Genomic DNA, 15,809 nt, shown 5'->3' on the forward strand with positions numbered 1-15,809 from the left:
ATCCTTTTATCCAATTACGACTTCAGATTGCTGTTCAATAATCAACTCATAGGACTCCGCTACAGAGGACGAGATTTTTTGCGTCTTCCCGTCGGCTCCCGTGACGCCACTGATAACTTTCCCCGAGGCGGTTTTGAAACTGTATGCCACTCCCGCCAGGGGCTTCCCGGAGTCCTGACAATTGATGACGTAGTGCTCGTTAAACGGCCATTTGATCTCCACCGGTAACGGCGGCACAAACGGCGCCGGCGAGTGCGAATTACCGATAATCACCGTCCCGGAACCTGCCGTGACTTTATTGCCGTGAGAACCAACCGAACCTACGGTCGCAGCTGGTTTGCCATTGATCAAAACCGTGGTCGCCAGATCGCCAACCAACGCACCACCACACGCCGAGGCATCGCCTTGGCGGGCGGCCGCGAGGCCGTCGAAGAACACGTCGCCGGAACCGGCGGCGATCGGGTTGGTACCGTGGCCAGGAAGTGGGCAAGCGGTGGGGTCGGATACGCGTGCTGCGGGTTTGCCAGACATCGGGAATCTCCTTAGGTGACCTTCACTTGACCGCTGCCATCCAGGCGCGCGGAAAAACTGACCTGACGCTTGAAACCCTCGACTTCCAGCAGGCCTTCGATGCTGAAGGCCAGCCGTAGCTGGTCGTGGTCACGCGGCAGGGAAATGACACGCACGTTGCTCAGGCGCGGCTCGTAGGCTTCGATGAAGTTTTCGATGGCCAGACGGGCCTGACTCAGGGAGTCGTGCAGGCTCAGACGCATGTCATTGAGATCGGGCAACCCGTAGTCGGCCAGCGTTTGCACGCTGCCGGCCCGGGTGCTGAGCATTTTGGCCAGATGGGCAGCCACTGACGCCATGGCACAAGCCTCAAGGCTGTTGCCCTTGCGTAGTTGCGCGTCGCCGTTGAGGCGCTCGAACAGGCTGCCGTATCCGTCCATGAGTCGCTCTTACTCTTTGTCCAGCTTGCCAACCAGCGACAGGGTGAAATCGGCACCCATGTACTTGAAGTGCGGACGCACGTTCAAGCTCACGCGGTACCAGCCCGGCTCGCCTTCAACGTCGCTGACGATCACTTGCGCAGCGCGCAGCGGACGACGGCCACGGACTTCGGCGCTCGGGTTTTCCTGGTCGGCGACGTACTGGCGGATCCACTTGTTCAGTTCCAGCTCGAGGTCGGTACGCTCTTTCCACGAACCGAGTTGCTCGCGCTGCAGCACTTTCAAGTAGTGAGCCAGGCGGTTGACGATCATCATGTACGGCAGTTGGGTGCCGAGCTTGTAGTTCAGCTCTGCCGCCTTGCCTTCTGCACTGATGCCGAAGAACTTCGGCTTCTGCACCGAACTCGCGGAGAAGAACGCCGCGTTGTCGGAGCCTTTGCGCATGGTCAGGGAGATGAAGCCTTCCTCGGCCAGTTCGTATTCACGACGGTCGGAGACCAGAACCTCGGTCGGGATCTTGGTTTCGATTTCGCCCATGCTTTCGAAGTGGTGCAACGGCAGGTCTTCAACCGCGCCACCGCTCTGTGGACCGATGATGTTCGGGCACCAGCGGAATTTGGCGAAGCTGTCGGTCAGCTTGGTGCCGAACGCGAACGCGGTGTTGCCCCACAGGTAGTGCTCGTGGCTGTTGGCAACGGTTTCCTTGTACACGAACGATTTGACCGGGTTTTCTTCCGGATCGTACGGGTTACGCAGCAGGAAACGCGGCACGGTCAGGCCGACGTAGCGGGAGTCTTCCGAAGTACGGAAGCTCTGCCATTTGGCGAATTGCGGGCCTTCGAAGTGGTCTTTCAGATCTTTCAGATCCGGCAGGCCGGTGAAGCTTTCCAGACCGAAGAATTTCGGGCCGGCGGCAGCGATGAACGGCGCGTGGGACATGCACGAAACGCTGGCCACGTACTGCATCAGTTTCACGTCCGGCGAGCTTGGGGACATGAAGTAGTTGGCGATGATCGCACCCACCGGCTGACCACCGAACTGGCCGTATTCAGCGGTGTAGATGTGCTTGTACAGGCCCGACTGCATGACTTCCGGCGAGTCTTCGAAATCGTCCAGCAGGTCTTCTTTGGAGACGTTGAGGATTTCGATCTTGATGTTTTCGCGGAAGTTGGTGCGGTCCACCAGCAACTGCAGGCCACGCCACGACGATTCCAGTGCCTGGAAATCCGGGTGGTGCAGGATCTCGTCCATCTGACGGCTGAGCTTGGCATCGATCTCGGCGATCATGCGGTCAACCATGGCCTTCTTGACCGGTTCACCGTTGTTCTGCGGCTTGAGCAGTTCTTCGATGAACGCCGACACGCCACGCTTGGCGATGTCGTAGGCTTCGTCGTCCGGAGTCAGACGGGTTTCGGCGATGATGCTGTCGAGAATGCTGTATTCGCCGCTTTCGGCGCTCTTCTCTTGTGCTGCGCTAGTGCTCATTGTGTTGGCTTCCTTGGCTGGAGTCTCAGGCGTCCGGGGCTGCGGCGTTCAGGCCCAGCTCACCGAGTACGCGACCGCGGGATTCGTCGTCGGCGAGCACGCCTTCGATCGCTTTACGGAACGCAGGTGCGTTACCCAGCGGGCCTTTGAGGGCCACCAGCGCATCGCGCAGTTCCATCAGTTTTTTCAGCTCAGGCACTTGCTCGACCAGGCTGGCCGGGTTGAAGTCCTTCATCGAATTGACGCGCAGTTGCACAGCCAGCTCGTCGGCCTCGCCATCTTCCTGCAGACGGTTCGGCACGCTCAGCGTCAGACCCAGCTCTTGCTTGGCCAACACTTCGTCGAAGGTCATCTTGTCGATGCTGATCGGCTTGCGATCTTCGATTTTGCGATCGTCCTTGCGGTGGGTGTAGTCACCGATTGCCAGCAGCTTCAGCGGCAGTTCAATCTCTTCCTGAGCACCGCCGGTGGCGGGTTTGAAGGTGACGTTGATGCGTTCCTTGGGGGCTACCGAGCCTTCTTTGGCCATGGCTTTTCTCCTTGCGGTTGTGGCCCTGGGGCCTATTCGAGTACCACTTCGAGATCGAGGTGGCACAGCCTGCGATAAATCTCTTCCTTGCGTTCACGCACTGCATGGTTCTGCGGCAACAACTCGCAGCAACTGTGCAGCAGGTGCAGCACTTCCAATGCAAGATCGGGCTCCCAGGCGTGCAGGCCTGAGTCCTGTAATGTCTGATCGAGGGTTTCGAGCTGGTTCTTGGCCAGTTCGTACTTCTTGGCCATGAAGCACAGCCGGGCGAGGGCGAACTGCCAGAAGAACCGCTCGCGGCCACCGTGGGCCGACTGCAGCCCCTGCTTGAGGATTTGCACGGCAGGCTTGAGGCCTTCTTTGCGCAGCAGCGGCAGCACGTCCTGCAGGGCCTTTTCCCAGGCGGGCTGGGTTTCGACGTCGTCGGTTTCGACCTTGCGCGGCGCGCTGGCGCTCTGCAGGTGCGGCATGACATTGCCGGCGATCCACGCCCGGGTGGACGGATCGGCAAACGGCGCGCCGTCATGGAAACGACATTCGATGATGCCGGGCAGGCGCTGAACCAAAAGCGCGAAGTGGATTTCCACTTCGCGCATTGCCATCTCGGCGTTGAGGTTCTGGAGACATTCCCAGACCATCCTCTGGCCATCGAACCAGAACGGCGCCTTCGCCAGGCTCGCCTCCAGTTCCACCAGCAGGTCGGCGTATTTGCCCTGATCGAAGCGATCCTGATACTGCTTGAGTTTGTCCACCGGCAGACCGCGCAGCACGGTGATCTGCTCAGCGTTGCGTTCGGGCACCGCGTCGATCGGCAGCCAGAGCAAAGTGCGGTTCAGGCGCAGGGCGCGCAGGTCGGTGGCCTTCTGCTTGAGCCACCAGGCACACAACGGACGCGCGCTTTCCTGCTGCGCGCGCAAAGCCTTGTAGGCATCTTTTTCGTTATCGATCGGTGCGCCGGGGGTCAGCAACTGGCTCGCGGCCTGCTTGACCTGCGCCACTGCTGCACCCACCACACCGGGGGCCGGCTGATTGTCGGCGGCACGCTGGATCATGGTTTTCAGGCGACGCGAGAGCGGCAGCAGCAGCGGTGCGTCATCGCCCAGGTGCTCGGTGCATGCGGCATCGAGGCCGGCCAGATGCTCGGACAGTTGCCGGAACATCGGCAGCTGTTCCTTGATCGCAATGTTTTCGGTGAGTACCTGCTCCAGACGCGGCACCAGCCAGCCGATGGCGGCGGCACGGGTGCGCGGTTTGAGCGGGTGAACGTCGGCCCAGTGGTTTTCCGACAGATGGTGCAGCAGACCGAGGCCGGCCAGCAGCCCGGGGAAGGATTCACGCTGGTACAACGACCAGGTCAGCCAGGCGCCGACGCGTAAATCCTTGGATTGGGTACGCAGCAGATTTTCGCTGTTTTCACGGATTTTCAGCCAGTCGATCTGCCCGCTTTCGTGCATCGACGAGGCTTTGGCCAGCTCGCTTTCCAGCGCCTCGAATTCGCTCGAAAAACGAACGTCTTCGCCCGCGAAATTCTCTTTGGAAACAGAGACTTTTGCGAGTTCGAGGTAATGGGCGGAAAGTTTGCTTGAGTAGGACATCCATGGCCTTTAATTAGGATTACAGTCATGCGCCTATTGGAGTTGCCGCGGCGCGGGACAGTATCGAAGAGCAGTGAAGCGACTCATCCAATTGAGATGTGCTCTTTCAAGTGGGCGCATCGTAATCACTATGATGGCCACTAGCAAGCATCTGGTTAAACAACAAGACGAAGTGTTCATTGGGCCGTGTAGGAGATCGCCCTATATGTGGCAGGGGAATCCCTGATGGCGATTTATATTGTGAACATTTGCCCTGCGCCCTCAGAACCCTTGATCCAGAGCGGCCCGATCCAGCCTGCGCGAATCGCGTCGAACATCCGTCCTATTACACGGGGGCCAGCATGACAACTCTCGAAAAAAATAGAAGTAGGATTTTTCCGAGAACCCGCTGGAATTACAAACAATTCAGCGGCGACAACGCTCAACAAAAAAAGTGCCATCAATTTGATGGCAATTCATTTTTCTGAAACTTTATTCATCTCGTGAATGCTGTACTTCAGTGCCAACTCAATAATTATCGAAGTGCGATCCAACAGTCATTTCCACCACTTACGCAACACTTCCACGCCGAAAATACTCTGACAAATGTCAGGGATAATTCTTACATCGTTTTATTTCCCACGTTGCCAGCTTGCCTTGGTAAATTCTTTTCGACCGGCAATGTCAACCAGACCGGCTGACTGTTGAGCCACGGTCCGAAGCCTGCATCTCATTCGGCTCCCGAGCCCGGAGCCGCCAAGGAGCTTTACCTCATGGAATTGAAAGCCATATTTTTTGCAGCACTTATTTGGTTGCCAACAACTCAAGCGTCAGCGGACACCCCGCCACTGGACGGTCATTACTATCTGACCGGCGCAATGGAAATGGGCGCCGAATTGCTGCTGCGCAAGGACGGCACGTTTGACGCAGGCGTGGCATATGGCAGCGCTAACGGCTTTGCCAAGGGCACCTGGCAGATGCAAAACAACACCGTGACGCTGAAGAGCGATACCCAACCGGCGTCGAACAGCGATTTGTCCGGCCTGTTTCAGGATCTGCAACTGGCGATCGAACCGAACTGTCTGGCCGTGGATTTCGGCAACGGCAAGGCCTGCTTCCGGCGTCAATAAGCCGATTGGCAGGCACAAAAAATGGGCACCCGACCGCAATCGGTGTGCCCATTTTTTATTGCAGTTATCCCACTTCTCAGGGAGTTCGCCGCAATTTAAGGATTGACGCTGTCTTTCAACGACTTGCCTGGCTTGAATGCCACGGTGTTGCTGGCCTTGATCTTCACCGGCTCACCGGTTTGCGGGTTCTTGCCGGTGCGGGCGCCGCGGTGGCGTTGCAGGAAGGTGCCGAAGCCCACCAGCGTGACGCTGTCCTTGCGGTGCAGAGCGCCGGTGATTTCTTCGAGGACGGCGTTGAGAACGCGGTTGGCCTGTTCTTTGGTCAGATCCGCTTTTTCAGCGATTGCAGCGGCGAGTTCTGGTTTACGCATTAGTGAAGCCCCTTTGACGGTTTTTTGTTGTTATGTCCGTGCTGTTCTCGTTGGAACAGCGCCCAAGGCGCCGCAGGCTCTACTCTGCGGCAGACGGGAGTGAGGATGGCACGCGGATACCGGCGGCGCCAGTCTCCCCGCGACCTTTGTAGGGGCAAAAGCGGGGTGATTCCGACAGAACGACCGGTATTTACGCCAGCAGGGGCGGAAGCTGTTTGTTCAGAGCAAGTTTTTCCATCACCGCCGCACCGGTCAGTGCATAGCCGAGCAACTGACCATCGGCACTGTGGCACAGGGCCTTGATGTCGGCGCCCTGCCCTTCAACGGTCCAGACGCCTTCGCTGCCCCGTGGCGGTGGCGAAACGACCAACGGGCACACCGGAGTTTTCACCGTGATCGGCATCGGGCCGTAACTCACGGCCGTCGGATTGCCGGCCAGGGTTTGTGCCAGCGCACGCGCACAGCTCATGAGGGGCATCACGTACAACAAATTCAGCCCATCGACCTCGGCACAGTCGCCCAAGGCGTAAATATTGGCGTGGGACGTCTTCAGATACCGGTCGACTACGACACCGCGATTGACCTGCACCCCGGCCGCCGCGGCCAGATCGATGCGCGGGCGCAGGCCGATGGCCGACACCACCACATCGCAGGCAATCACCTGCCCGTCGGACAGATGCGCTTCCAGCCCGTCTGCGACTTTTTGCAGGCGGTTCAGCACCGGGCCGAGGTGAAAACGCGCGCCCAGGCTTTCCAGCCCGGCCTGCACGGCGGCCGCAGCGGCCGGGTGCAGCAGCATCGGCATCACTTGCTCGCACGGCGCCACCAGTTGCACCTCGTAGCCGCCGAGGATCAGGTCGTTGGCGAATTCACAGCCGATCAGCCCGGCGCCCAGCAGCAACACGCGGCGCTTGCCCGCAGCGGCTGCACGAAAGCGCGCGTAATCTTCGAGATCGTTGATCGGGAACACCAGATCAGCACCGTCACCTTCGATCGGCACTCGCACGGTTTCCGCACCCCAGGCGAGGATCAGATCGCGGTAGTACACCGCTTCTTCGCCGATCCACAGGCGCTTGTGGCCGGCGTCGATGCCGCTGATGCGCGTGTGGGTGCGCACTTCGGCCTTCAATTGCTCGGCCATGGCGCCGGGTTCGGCCATGCTCAGGCCATCGGCGTCCTTGTTCTTGCCGAAACCGGTGGAGAGCATCGGCTTGGAGTAAGAGCGCCCGTCATCGGCGGTAATCAGCAGCAGCGGGGTTTCGCCATCGAGTTTGCGAAACTCCCGGGCCAGGTTGTAACCCGCAAGCCCGGTGCCGACGATTACGACAGGTGCGTTCATGCCTTACTCCTTGGTTTTTCTCAGTTGATTTCGATCATTTCGAAGTCCGACTTGCCCACGCCGCAGTCCGGGCACAGCCAGTCTTCCGGCACGTCCTGCCACAGGGTGCCCGGCGCGATGCCGTCATCCGGCCAACCGTCAGCTTCGTTGTAGATCAGGCCGCAGACGATGCATTGCCACTTTTTCATTCAGGTACTTCCTCAGGATTCAGGCTTTTGTCGGCGCGGACGGTCGATGGTGGGAGCGCTGCCATCCGGCTCAGGGCGTTTTGTACTGAGGGTGCCGGGCAGATGCAAGCCTGTTCGGCGCAACGGCGCCCCGGATCCATCAAATTCGCAGCACGCCATGTTAAGCTCGCCGCCTCATTTGCGGCCAATAATGACTCATTGTGCAACATTCAAATGCCTGCCCGACCCCGCTCTGGCTGACTCAAAGCCGACTGACGTCCCTTCCCGATTCGTTGACCCTGAACTGGTTGTTCGACGAAGGCTCGCTGACCCGCCGCCTGACGCGGCTGTCGAATGACGGCTTCAGCGTCACACCGTTGTTCGAAGGCTGGGACACTTTGCGCAGCGACGAATGCGCGGCGCTGGATCTGGCCGAAGGCAGCGAAGGCTGGGTGCGCGAGGTGTATCTGCGCGGTTACGGCGAGGCCTGGGTGTTCGCCCGTAGCGTGGCGTCACGCGTCGCCCTGCAAGGCGACGGCCTGCACATGGACGAACTGGGCAGCCGCTCGCTGGGCGAACTGCTGTTTTGCGACCACGCCTTCCAGCGCCGCGCCATCGAGGTCTGTCACTACCCGCAAGACTGGTTGCCGCCAGCCTGCCGCGCGCCCGAGCTGTGGGGCCGGCGCTCGCGTTTCGACCGTGGCGCCTTGAGCGTACTGGTGGCGGAGATTTTCCTGCCGACGTTGTGGAGCGCCGCCCGCGCCCATCCGGAGAACTGCTGATGTACCAGAGCCTGCTCAAATCCCTGAACCGCTTGAACCCGCGCGCCTGGGATTTCATTCAGCTGACGCGCATGGACAAGCCGATCGGCATTTACTTGCTGCTGTGGCCGACGCTGTGGGCGCTATGGATTGCCGGTAAGGGCTCGCCGTCGCTGGCCAACATTGTGATTTTCGTCCTCGGTGTGGTGCTGACCCGCGCCGGTGGCTGTGTGATCAACGACTGGGCCGATCGCAAGGTCGACGGCCACGTTAAACGCACCGCGCAACGACCGCTGGCCAGCGGCAAGATCAGTTCGAAAGAGGCGCTGGTGTTCTTCGCGCTGCTGATGGGCGTGAGCTTCCTGCTGGTGCTGTGCACCAATGCGCCGACCATCTGGCTGTCGCTGGGCGGCCTGGCGCTGGCATTCACCTACCCGTTCATGAAGCGCTACACCTATTACCCGCAAGTGGTATTGGGCGCAGCGTTCTCGTGGGGCATGCCGATGGCATTCACCGCCGAAACCGGCGCCGTGCCCGCCGCCGCCTGGCTGCTGTGGATCGCCAATCTGCTGTGGACGGTGGGTTACGACACCTATTACGCGATGACCGATCGTGACGACGACCTGAAGATCGGCGTGAAATCCACGGCGATTCTGTTCGGCGATGCGGATCGGGTGATCATCCTGACGTTGCAGGCGCTGTCGCTGGGCTGCCTGTTGCTGGCCGGGTCGAAGTTCGAGCTGGGCATCTGGTTCCATCTCGGCCTGTTGGTGGCCGCTGGATGCTATGCGTGGGAGTTCTGGTACACCCGTGATCGCGACCGGATGCGTTGCTTCAAGGCGTTTTTGCACAACCACTGGGCCGGGTTGGCGATTTTCGTCGGGATTGTGCTGGATTACGCGCTGCGTTGATCCACAAAACCTGTGGGAGCGGGCTTGCTCGCGAAAGCGTTTTGCCAGTGGCCTCTTCGTCAACTGACACACCGCTTTCGCGAGCAAGCCCGCTCCCACAGGGGATTTGCGTTTACTTGGCCTTGGCGACGTGCCAGGCGCCGTCCATTTTGCCCTCACCGGTCATGTCACCAGCCTTCTTGTCCATGACGAAGGTGTACAGCGGTTTGCCCTCGTAAGCCCATTGCATCTTGCCGTCATCGCGCTTGATCACGGTCCAGTCGCCCATGGACTTGTCGCCGGCCGTAGCCATTAGCGGTGGCCAGTTCGCCGCACACTTGTCGTTGCACATGGACTTGCCCGCAGAGTCTTTGGCAAAGGTATACAGGGTCATGCCCTTGTGATCGGTAAATATGCCGTCCTTCTCCATCGCTGGCTCAGCAGCAAACGCCATGGTCGGTAAAGCAACGGCAGCAGCCATCAGCAGAGCTTTGAAAGAAGCAGTCATTTGAGTCATGGAAACCTTCTTTTGTGGTTGTCAGGATTCGGACTTAGAGCTTAGTCCAGGATCACGCCAACCGCCGGGCGACTAAAATACTGTCACACGACTGCAATAATTCCGTTATCTAATGCGGCGCAAGACAGTTAAATGACAAGAGGATTAAGGCATGGTTGGCAGGAGCATTCTGATCGTCGACGACGAAGCGCCCATTCGCGAAATGATCGCCGTTGCGTTGGAAATGGCCGGCTATGACTGCCTCGAGGCGGAGAACTCGCAGCAGGCACACGCCATCATCGTTGACCGCAAACCAGACCTGATCCTGCTCGACTGGATGCTGCCCGGCACCTCCGGCATCGAACTGGCCCGCCGCCTCAAGCGTGACGAGCTGACCGGGGACATCCCGATCATCATGCTCACCGCCAAGGGCGAAGAGGACAACAAGATTCAGGGTCTTGAAGTCGGCGCCGACGACTACATCACCAAACCGTTTTCTCCACGCGAACTGGTCGCACGCCTCAAGGCTGTGCTGCGCCGCGCCGGCCCGACCGATGGCGAAGCGCCAATCGAAGTCGGCGGCCTGCTGCTCGACCCGATCAGCCACCGCGTAACCATCGACGGCCGTCCGGCCGAGATGGGCCCGACCGAATACCGTCTGCTGCAATTCTTCATGACCCACCAGGAACGCGCCTACACGCGCGGGCAGTTGCTGGATCAGGTCTGGGGCGGCAACGTCTATGTTGAAGAGCGCACCGTCGACGTGCACATCCGTCGCCTGCGCAAGGCCCTCGGCGACGCCTACGAAAATCTGGTACAAACCGTGCGCGGCACCGGCTACCGGTTTTCCACCAAGGCCTGATCCGACCGCCAGACTCGCTGACAAGGACCGTATTTTCCGTGAATCAAAACTGGCATGGCACCCTGATTCGCCACATGCTGTTGCTGGTCACAGCGTGTCTGGTGATCGGCCTGATCACCGGCTATTACGGCTGGAGCCTCGCTGCCGGCCTGGGCATTTACCTGGCCTGGACGCTCAAGCAACTGCTGCGTCTGCACGAATGGCTGCGCCTGCACCAACCCGATGAAGCACCGCCCGACGGCTATGGCCTGTGGGGCGAGGTGTTCGACAGCATCTACCACCTGCAACGCCGCGACCAACGGGTGCGCGGGCGCCTGCAAGCGGTGATCGACCGGGTGCAGGAGTCCACCGCCGCGCTCAAAGACGCGGTGATCATGCTCGACAGCGACGGCAACCTGGAATGGTGGAACCGCGCCGCCGAAACCCTGCTCGGCCTCAAGACCCCGCAGGACAGCGGCCAACCGGTGACCAACCTGGTACGGCATCCGCGCTTCAAGGAATACTTCGAGCAGGAAAGCTACGCCGAACCGCTGGAAATCCCTTCGCCGACCAATGATCGGGTGCGCATTCAGCTGTACCTGACGCGCTACGGCAACAACGAACACCTGATGCTGGTGCGCGACGTCACGCGCATCCATCAGCTGGAACAGATGCGCAAAGACTTCATTGCCAACGTCTCCCACGAACTGCGCACGCCGCTGACGGTGATCTGCGGCTACCTGGAAACCCTGCTCGACAATGTCGAGGAAGTGAACCCGCGCTGGAGCCGCGCGCTGCAACAGATGCAGCAACAGGGCGGGCGCATGCAGACGCTGCTCAATGACCTGCTGTTGCTGGCGAAGCTGGAAGCCACCGACTACCCGTCGGACAACCAGCCGGTGCAGATCGATACCCTGCTGCAATCGATCAAGAGCGACGCCCAGCAGTTGTCCGGGCAAAAAAACCAGAAAATCACCCTCGAAGCCGACGGCAAAATCCTGCTCAAGGGCAGCGAGGCGGAACTGCGCAGTGCCTTCTCCAACCTGGTGTTCAACGCGGTGAAATACACCCCGGCCGAAGGCAACATCCGCATTCGCTGGTGGGGTGACGATCAAGGCGCGCACCTGAGCGTGCAGGATTCCGGGATCGGCATCGACAGCAAGCACCTGCCGCGCCTGACCGAACGTTTCTACCGCGTCGACTCCAGCCGCAACTCCAACACCGGCGGCACCGGGCTCGGTCTGGCGATCGTCAAACACGTGTTGCTGCGCCATCGCGCGCGGATGGAGATCAGCAGCGTGCCCGGTCATGGCAGCACGTTCACCTGCCATTTCGCCCCGGCCCAGGTGGCCCAGGCACGGGCCATCAGCGCCGCCGAGTGATACCGGCCAGCACGCGCCACTAGGCAATCGCCATGTCAGCCGCTACATTGGCTGACTTGCGTCTGCCTTTCAGGCGCGATTTCTTCTCTCTTACGAATCACACGGAACCTGCAAAACTCCATCATGGACCCTTCCCCTGGCTTGTCCCTCGCTACGATTTTCGCCGATTTCGGCATGATTCTTTTCGCTCTGATCCTGGTTTTGCTCAACGGCTTCTTCGTTGCGGCGGAATTCGCCATGGTCAAACTGCGCTCGACCCGGGTCGAGGCCATCGCCGACAAGAACGGCTGGCGCGGGCACATCCTGCGCACCGTACACAGTCAGCTCGATGCGTACCTCTCGGCGTGTCAGCTCGGTATCACCCTCGCCTCCCTCGGCCTCGGCTGGGTCGGTGAGCCGGCATTCGCGCACATTCTCGAACCGCTGCTGAGCGCGGTCGGCGTGCAGTCGCCGGAAGTGGTCAAAGGCATTTCGTTCTTTACCGCGTTCTTCATCATTTCCTACCTGCACATCGTGGTCGGTGAGCTGGCGCCCAAGTCGTGGGCGATCCGCAAACCGGAGCTGCTGTCGCTGTGGACGGCGGTGCCGCTGTACCTGTTCTACTGGGCGATGTACCCGGCGATCTACCTGCTCAATGCCAGCGCCAACGCGATTCTGCGGATCGCCGGCCAGGGCGAACCCGGCCCGCACCACGAACACCATTACAGCCGCGAAGAACTGAAACTGATCCTGCACTCCAGCCGTGGTCAGGACCCGAGCGACCAAGGCATGCGCGTGCTGGCCTCGGCGGTGGAGATGGGCGAACTGGAAGTGGTCGACTGGGCCAACTCCCGCGAAGACCTGATCACCCTGGAATTCAACGCGCCGCTGAAAGAAATCCTCGCGATGTTCCGTCGCCACAAGTTCAGCCGGTATCCGGTGTACGACAGCGAACGTCAGGAGTTCGTCGGCCTGCTGCACATCAAGGACCTGCTGCTGGAGCTGGCGGCGCTGGACCACATTCCGGAGTCGTTCAACCTGGCTGAACTGACCCGTCCACTGGAGCGCGTGTCGCGGCACATGCCGCTGTCGCAGCTGCTGGAGCAGTTCCGCAAGGGCGGCTCGCACTTCGCCGTGGTGGAAGAAGCCGACGGCAACATCATCGGCTACCTGACCATGGAAGACGTGCTGGAAGTGCTGGTCGGCGACATCCAGGACGAACACCGCAAGGCCGAGCGCGGGATCCTCGCGTATCAGCCGGGCAAGCTGCTGGTGCGTGGTGATACGCCGCTGTTCAAGGTTGAACGCCTGCTCGGAATCGACCTGGATCACATCGAAGCCGAAACCCTCGCCGGTCTGGTCTACGAGACCCTGAAACGAGTGCCGGAAGAGGAAGAAGTGCTGGAAGTCGAAGGCCTGCGGATCATCATCAAGAAGATGAAAGGGCCGAAGATTGTGCTGGCGAAGGTGTTGATGCTGGATTGATGGGTGTTTTGGGAGACGCTTCTGTGGTGAGGGGATTTATCCCCGATGGGTCGCGGAGCGGCCCTGTAATCTGCAATCGCGTAACTCCTGACTCAATGCCTTCAATGATTTTGGGACGGCTGCGCCGTCCATCGGGGATAAATCCCCTCACCACAAAAGCCCCTCCACAGCGGCCCCCTAACGCTTCTACTGTTTGCCCAACGCAAAGTTGGGCAACGCCCCCAGTGGCTGGTTGAACTGATACGGAATCGACACCAGCCCCTGCCCGGTATTGCGCTGCACCACAAAGTGCAGGTGCGGGCCGCTGCTATTGCCGGTATTGCCGGACAGCGCCAGCGGGCTGCCAACCGTCACCCGCTGCCCCTCGCGTACGCTCACCGAACCTTGCTTGAGATGCAGGTAAACACCCATCGTGCCGTCGTCGTGCAGCACCCGGACGAAATTGCCGGACGCATCATTGCCGCGCCCGCTCTGTGAATTTTCGGTTTTCACCACCACACCGGCCCGTGCGGCAATGATCGGCGTGCCAACTGGCATGGCGATGTCCATCGCATACCGGTTCTTCGGCCCGTAGTGGCTGTACTGGCCGTTGGCGCCCTGACTGAGACGGAACGGCCCGCCCCGCCACGGCAACGGATAGCGATAGCTCTGCGCAGCGCCTGCGGGGTCACCCAGCGAATACTGGAATTGCGGCGAATACACCAGCGGCTGACCCCGGCTGATCGCCGTCAGCAACGCCAACCGGGTATTGCTGCGCGCCGGCAGCACCCGGCGAATCGTCTGCGCCGGAGCGCCACGCACATTGCTCAGGCCGGTAAACGCCAGTGCAATCTCGACCGGCGCATACAGATCGTTGCGCACGAACACCACGTCGCTGCCCTTCTGTTTCTTGATGTCGAGGTACACCTGACGTTCGAGGTGCTCGACCATGCGGTCCTGAAACACGAACACCTGCGAGCCTTTGCTCGGCCGGTCGCTGTACGAGACCACTCCGTTGGCATCGGTGGATTTGTAGATGGTCATGGCCACAGTCGAGGTGGAGGCCAGGAAAAGACCACAGAAAAACAGCAGGCGCGCGAGCATGGGCAAAGAGTCTGTCGAAGGAAGGCCTGGAAATGAGCCTAGCAGCTGAGACAGACCAGGCTAGTCGACAGATGTTTCAAATTGGGCAGTCTGGAAAATGGACGTCGTCAGTGATGACCCCTTCGCGAGCAAGCCCGCTCCCACCTTGGAATGCATTTCAAAGGTGGGAGCGGGCTTGCTCGCGAAGGCGGTGTGTCAGGCGACGAGGATCAAGCGCCCGGAACGAAGTGCTTCTGCGCCGTGCCGCGGGCGATCAGGCGGGAGATGTAATCGAGCTTCTGCGCATCCTGGTCGACGAAACGGAAAGTCAGTTGCAGCCAGTCGCTGTCGGCTTTTTGCTCGTGGGCAACGATGGCGTGCAGGTAGCCGTTGAGGCGGGCGATTTCGGCGTTGTCGCCCTGCTCCAGATCGAGCACGGCGCTGTCGAGGATCTGCGGCAGGGTGTCGGTGCGTTTCACCACCAAAAGCGCTTCCTTGATGCTCAGGGCCTTGATCACGCATTGCTGGGTGCCGCTCGGCAAGCGCAACTGGCCCTGGCCACGACCACCGGCCGGCGCTTTCGAGGCAGCCGGTGCCTGCACCGGCGGGCTGTTAAGCAAACCGCGCGACGGCGCAGCAGCTGGCGTTGGCGCGACAACAGCCGGTTTGGCAAACGGATTGACCGCAGCAGCGGCCGCCGGCGCAGCACCGACCACGGCAGGCTTGCCGCCGGTCAATGCGCTCAGGGAATCGTTGCCGAACGCCGAGTTCATCTTGGTCGGTGCGCTGTTCATCAGGGTGTCGAGCTTGCCAACCTTGTTCAGCGCCTGCTTGACCTTGGTCAGCAGTTGTTCGTTGGTGAACGGCTTGCTGACGTAGCCGGAAACCCCGGCCTGGATCGCCTGTACCACGTTCTCTTTATCGCCACGGCTGGTGACCATGACGAACGGCATGGTCTTGAGATTGTCCTGCTCGCGGCACCAGGTCAGCAGCTCGAGGCCGGACATTTCCGGCATTTCCCAGTCGCACAGCACCAGGTCAAACGCTTCCCTGGCCAGCATGGCCTGGGCCTTTTTGCCGTTGACGGCGTCCTCGGTGCGGATCCCCGGGAAGTAATTACGCAGGCACTTTTTCACCAGGTCACGAATGAACGAAGCATCGTCCACGACCAACACACTGATCTTGCTCATCCAACACCCCTATAAAAATCCCGGCAAGCATACCGCTTTTACTGATGGCACATTGCCAACAATCTTCAGTCACGCCGGGACTTTTCGTTCGCGGGTGCTGCTTTTTAATTCGATTTCCTGATTCAGGCGCCCTAAACAAAAACGCCCGGCCAAAGGGCCGGGCGCTTTTCTCAGGCAA

Annotated in this window: 17 protein-coding genes; 6 read left to right on the forward strand and 11 right to left on the reverse strand. The window is 60.3% G+C overall.

The features are described 5' to 3' along the window. Window positions 1–6: 6 nt before the first annotated feature. The 5 genes from J1G18_RS02440 to tssA are packed head-to-tail and all read right to left on the reverse strand — an operon-like array spanning window position 7 to window position 4,559. A complete protein-coding gene (locus J1G18_RS02440) occupies window positions 7–531 on the reverse strand; it encodes a PAAR domain-containing protein (RefSeq protein ID WP_223007035.1) in 525 nt (174 codons plus the stop codon). A gap of 11 nt (window positions 532–542) precedes the next feature. Next, window positions 543–950 (reverse strand): type VI secretion system baseplate subunit TssE, encoded by a 408-nt coding sequence (gene tssE, locus J1G18_RS02445; RefSeq protein WP_007920274.1) that lies wholly within the window; start codon window positions 948–950, stop codon window positions 543–545. A gap of 9 nt (window positions 951–959) precedes the next feature. Continuing rightward, entirely contained in the window at window positions 960–2,435 is a 1,476-nt protein-coding gene (gene tssC, locus J1G18_RS02450) for a type VI secretion system contractile sheath large subunit (RefSeq protein ID WP_003229584.1), read from the reverse strand. Between the two features lie 25 nt (window positions 2,436–2,460). Continuing rightward, complete coding sequence (gene tssB, locus J1G18_RS02455; protein WP_003229587.1) at window positions 2,461–2,964, reverse strand: type VI secretion system contractile sheath small subunit; 504 nt, start codon at window positions 2,962–2,964, stop codon at window positions 2,461–2,463. 32 nt (window positions 2,965–2,996) lie between these two features. Beyond that, the gene (tssA, locus tag J1G18_RS02460) at window positions 2,997–4,559 is read right to left on the reverse strand and encodes a type VI secretion system protein TssA (protein WP_223007036.1); all 1,563 of its coding nucleotides are present in this window, start codon (window positions 4,557–4,559) and stop codon (window positions 2,997–2,999) included. 752 nt (window positions 4,560–5,311) lie between these two features. Here tssA and J1G18_RS02465 point away from each other — a divergent pair. Further along, complete coding sequence (locus J1G18_RS02465) at window positions 5,312–5,668, forward strand: hypothetical protein (RefSeq protein ID WP_223007037.1); 357 nt, start codon at window positions 5,312–5,314, stop codon at window positions 5,666–5,668. 95 nt (window positions 5,669–5,763) lie between these two features. On the opposite strand, the gene J1G18_RS02470 is transcribed toward J1G18_RS02465, so the two are convergent. The 3 genes from J1G18_RS02470 to J1G18_RS02480 all read right to left on the reverse strand — a co-directional run bounded on the left by J1G18_RS02470 (window position 5,764) and on the right by J1G18_RS02480 (window position 7,566). Next, entirely contained in the window at window positions 5,764–6,039 is a 276-nt protein-coding gene (locus tag J1G18_RS02470) for an HU family DNA-binding protein (RefSeq protein WP_003213368.1), read from the reverse strand. Window positions 6,040–6,229: 190 nt separating this feature from the next. Continuing rightward, the gene (locus tag J1G18_RS02475; RefSeq protein ID WP_223007038.1) at window positions 6,230–7,378 is read right to left on the reverse strand and encodes an NAD(P)/FAD-dependent oxidoreductase; all 1,149 of its coding nucleotides are present in this window, start codon (window positions 7,376–7,378) and stop codon (window positions 6,230–6,232) included. A gap of 20 nt (window positions 7,379–7,398) precedes the next feature. Beyond that, complete coding sequence (locus J1G18_RS02480) at window positions 7,399–7,566, reverse strand: rubredoxin (RefSeq protein WP_003229600.1); 168 nt, start codon at window positions 7,564–7,566, stop codon at window positions 7,399–7,401. A 200-nt stretch (window positions 7,567–7,766) separates the two neighbouring features. Here J1G18_RS02480 and J1G18_RS02485 point away from each other — a divergent pair, with 200 nt between their 5' ends. Then, a complete protein-coding gene (locus tag J1G18_RS02485; RefSeq protein ID WP_223007039.1) occupies window positions 7,767–8,327 on the forward strand; it encodes a chorismate--pyruvate lyase family protein in 561 nt (186 codons plus the stop codon). Beyond that, window positions 8,327–9,217, forward strand: a complete 891-nt coding sequence (gene ubiA / locus J1G18_RS02490; RefSeq protein ID WP_134785017.1) for a 4-hydroxybenzoate octaprenyltransferase — start codon at window positions 8,327–8,329, stop codon at window positions 9,215–9,217. The genes J1G18_RS02485 and ubiA overlap by 1 nt, the downstream gene beginning before the upstream one ends. 112 nt (window positions 9,218–9,329) lie before the next feature. Here ubiA and J1G18_RS02495 read toward each other — a convergent pair whose 3' ends face one another. Next, a complete protein-coding gene (locus tag J1G18_RS02495; protein WP_223007040.1) occupies window positions 9,330–9,713 on the reverse strand; it encodes a hypothetical protein in 384 nt (127 codons plus the stop codon). A gap of 151 nt (window positions 9,714–9,864) precedes the next feature. Between J1G18_RS02495 and phoB the strand changes: the two genes are divergently transcribed. The 3 genes from phoB (at window position 9,865) to J1G18_RS02510 (ending at window position 13,379) form a co-directional block, all read left to right on the forward strand. Further along, the gene (gene phoB, locus J1G18_RS02500; RefSeq protein WP_003229608.1) at window positions 9,865–10,554 is read left to right on the forward strand and encodes a phosphate regulon transcriptional regulator PhoB; all 690 of its coding nucleotides are present in this window, start codon (window positions 9,865–9,867) and stop codon (window positions 10,552–10,554) included. 74 nt (window positions 10,555–10,628) lie between these two features. Next, window positions 10,629–11,915, forward strand: a complete 1,287-nt coding sequence (phoR, locus tag J1G18_RS02505; RefSeq protein ID WP_262415505.1) for a phosphate regulon sensor histidine kinase PhoR — start codon at window positions 10,629–10,631, stop codon at window positions 11,913–11,915. 123 nt (window positions 11,916–12,038) lie between these two features. Continuing rightward, window positions 12,039–13,379: a hemolysin family protein gene (locus tag J1G18_RS02510; protein WP_003229612.1), complete on the forward strand. Its 1,341-nt coding sequence runs from the start codon at window positions 12,039–12,041 to the stop codon at window positions 13,377–13,379. A gap of 186 nt (window positions 13,380–13,565) precedes the next feature. Here the strand turns inward: J1G18_RS02510 and J1G18_RS02515 are convergent, their stop codons facing one another. Both J1G18_RS02515 and J1G18_RS02520 read right to left on the reverse strand, forming a co-directional pair. Further along, entirely contained in the window at window positions 13,566–14,462 is an 897-nt protein-coding gene (locus J1G18_RS02515) for a peptidoglycan DD-metalloendopeptidase family protein (RefSeq protein WP_027610372.1), read from the reverse strand. A 209-nt stretch (window positions 14,463–14,671) separates the two neighbouring features. Beyond that, a complete protein-coding gene (locus J1G18_RS02520) occupies window positions 14,672–15,631 on the reverse strand; it encodes a response regulator (RefSeq protein ID WP_202369221.1) in 960 nt (319 codons plus the stop codon). Between the last annotated feature and the right edge of the window lie 178 nt (window positions 15,632–15,809).

Source organism: Pseudomonas sp. MIS38 (assembly GCF_019891575.1).
Lineage (GTDB): Bacteria > Pseudomonadota > Gammaproteobacteria > Pseudomonadales > Pseudomonadaceae > Aquipseudomonas > Aquipseudomonas putida_A.

Coding starts and splice junctions, on each gene's coding strand:
- J1G18_RS02440 (WP_223007035.1), bottom strand. CDS start 531: ATGTCTGGCAAACCCGCAGCACGCGTATCCGACCCCACCGCTTGCCCA.
- tssE (WP_007920274.1), bottom strand. CDS start 950: ATGGACGGATACGGCAGCCTGTTCGAGCGCCTCAACGGCGACGCGCAA.
- tssC (WP_003229584.1), bottom strand. CDS start 2,435: ATGAGCACTAGCGCAGCACAAGAGAAGAGCGCCGAAAGCGGCGAATAC.
- tssB (WP_003229587.1), bottom strand. CDS start 2,964: ATGGCCAAAGAAGGCTCGGTAGCCCCCAAGGAACGCATCAACGTCACC.
- tssA (WP_223007036.1), bottom strand. CDS start 4,559: ATGTCCTACTCAAGCAAACTTTCCGCCCATTACCTCGAACTCGCAAAA.
- J1G18_RS02465 (WP_223007037.1), top strand. CDS start 5,312: ATGGAATTGAAAGCCATATTTTTTGCAGCACTTATTTGGTTGCCAACA.
- J1G18_RS02470 (WP_003213368.1), bottom strand. CDS start 6,039: ATGCGTAAACCAGAACTCGCCGCTGCAATCGCTGAAAAAGCGGATCTG.
- J1G18_RS02475 (WP_223007038.1), bottom strand. CDS start 7,378: ATGAACGCACCTGTCGTAATCGTCGGCACCGGGCTTGCGGGTTACAAC.
- J1G18_RS02480 (WP_003229600.1), bottom strand. CDS start 7,566: ATGAAAAAGTGGCAATGCATCGTCTGCGGCCTGATCTACAACGAAGCT.
- ubiA (WP_134785017.1), top strand. CDS start 8,327: ATGTACCAGAGCCTGCTCAAATCCCTGAACCGCTTGAACCCGCGCGCC.
- J1G18_RS02495 (WP_223007040.1), bottom strand. CDS start 9,713: ATGACTCAAATGACTGCTTCTTTCAAAGCTCTGCTGATGGCTGCTGCC.
- phoB (WP_003229608.1), top strand. CDS start 9,865: ATGGTTGGCAGGAGCATTCTGATCGTCGACGACGAAGCGCCCATTCGC.
- phoR (WP_262415505.1), top strand. CDS start 10,629: ATGCTGTTGCTGGTCACAGCGTGTCTGGTGATCGGCCTGATCACCGGC.
- J1G18_RS02510 (WP_003229612.1), top strand. CDS start 12,039: ATGGACCCTTCCCCTGGCTTGTCCCTCGCTACGATTTTCGCCGATTTC.
- J1G18_RS02515 (WP_027610372.1), bottom strand. CDS start 14,462: ATGCTCGCGCGCCTGCTGTTTTTCTGTGGTCTTTTCCTGGCCTCCACC.
- J1G18_RS02520 (WP_202369221.1), bottom strand. CDS start 15,631: ATGAGCAAGATCAGTGTGTTGGTCGTGGACGATGCTTCGTTCATTCGT.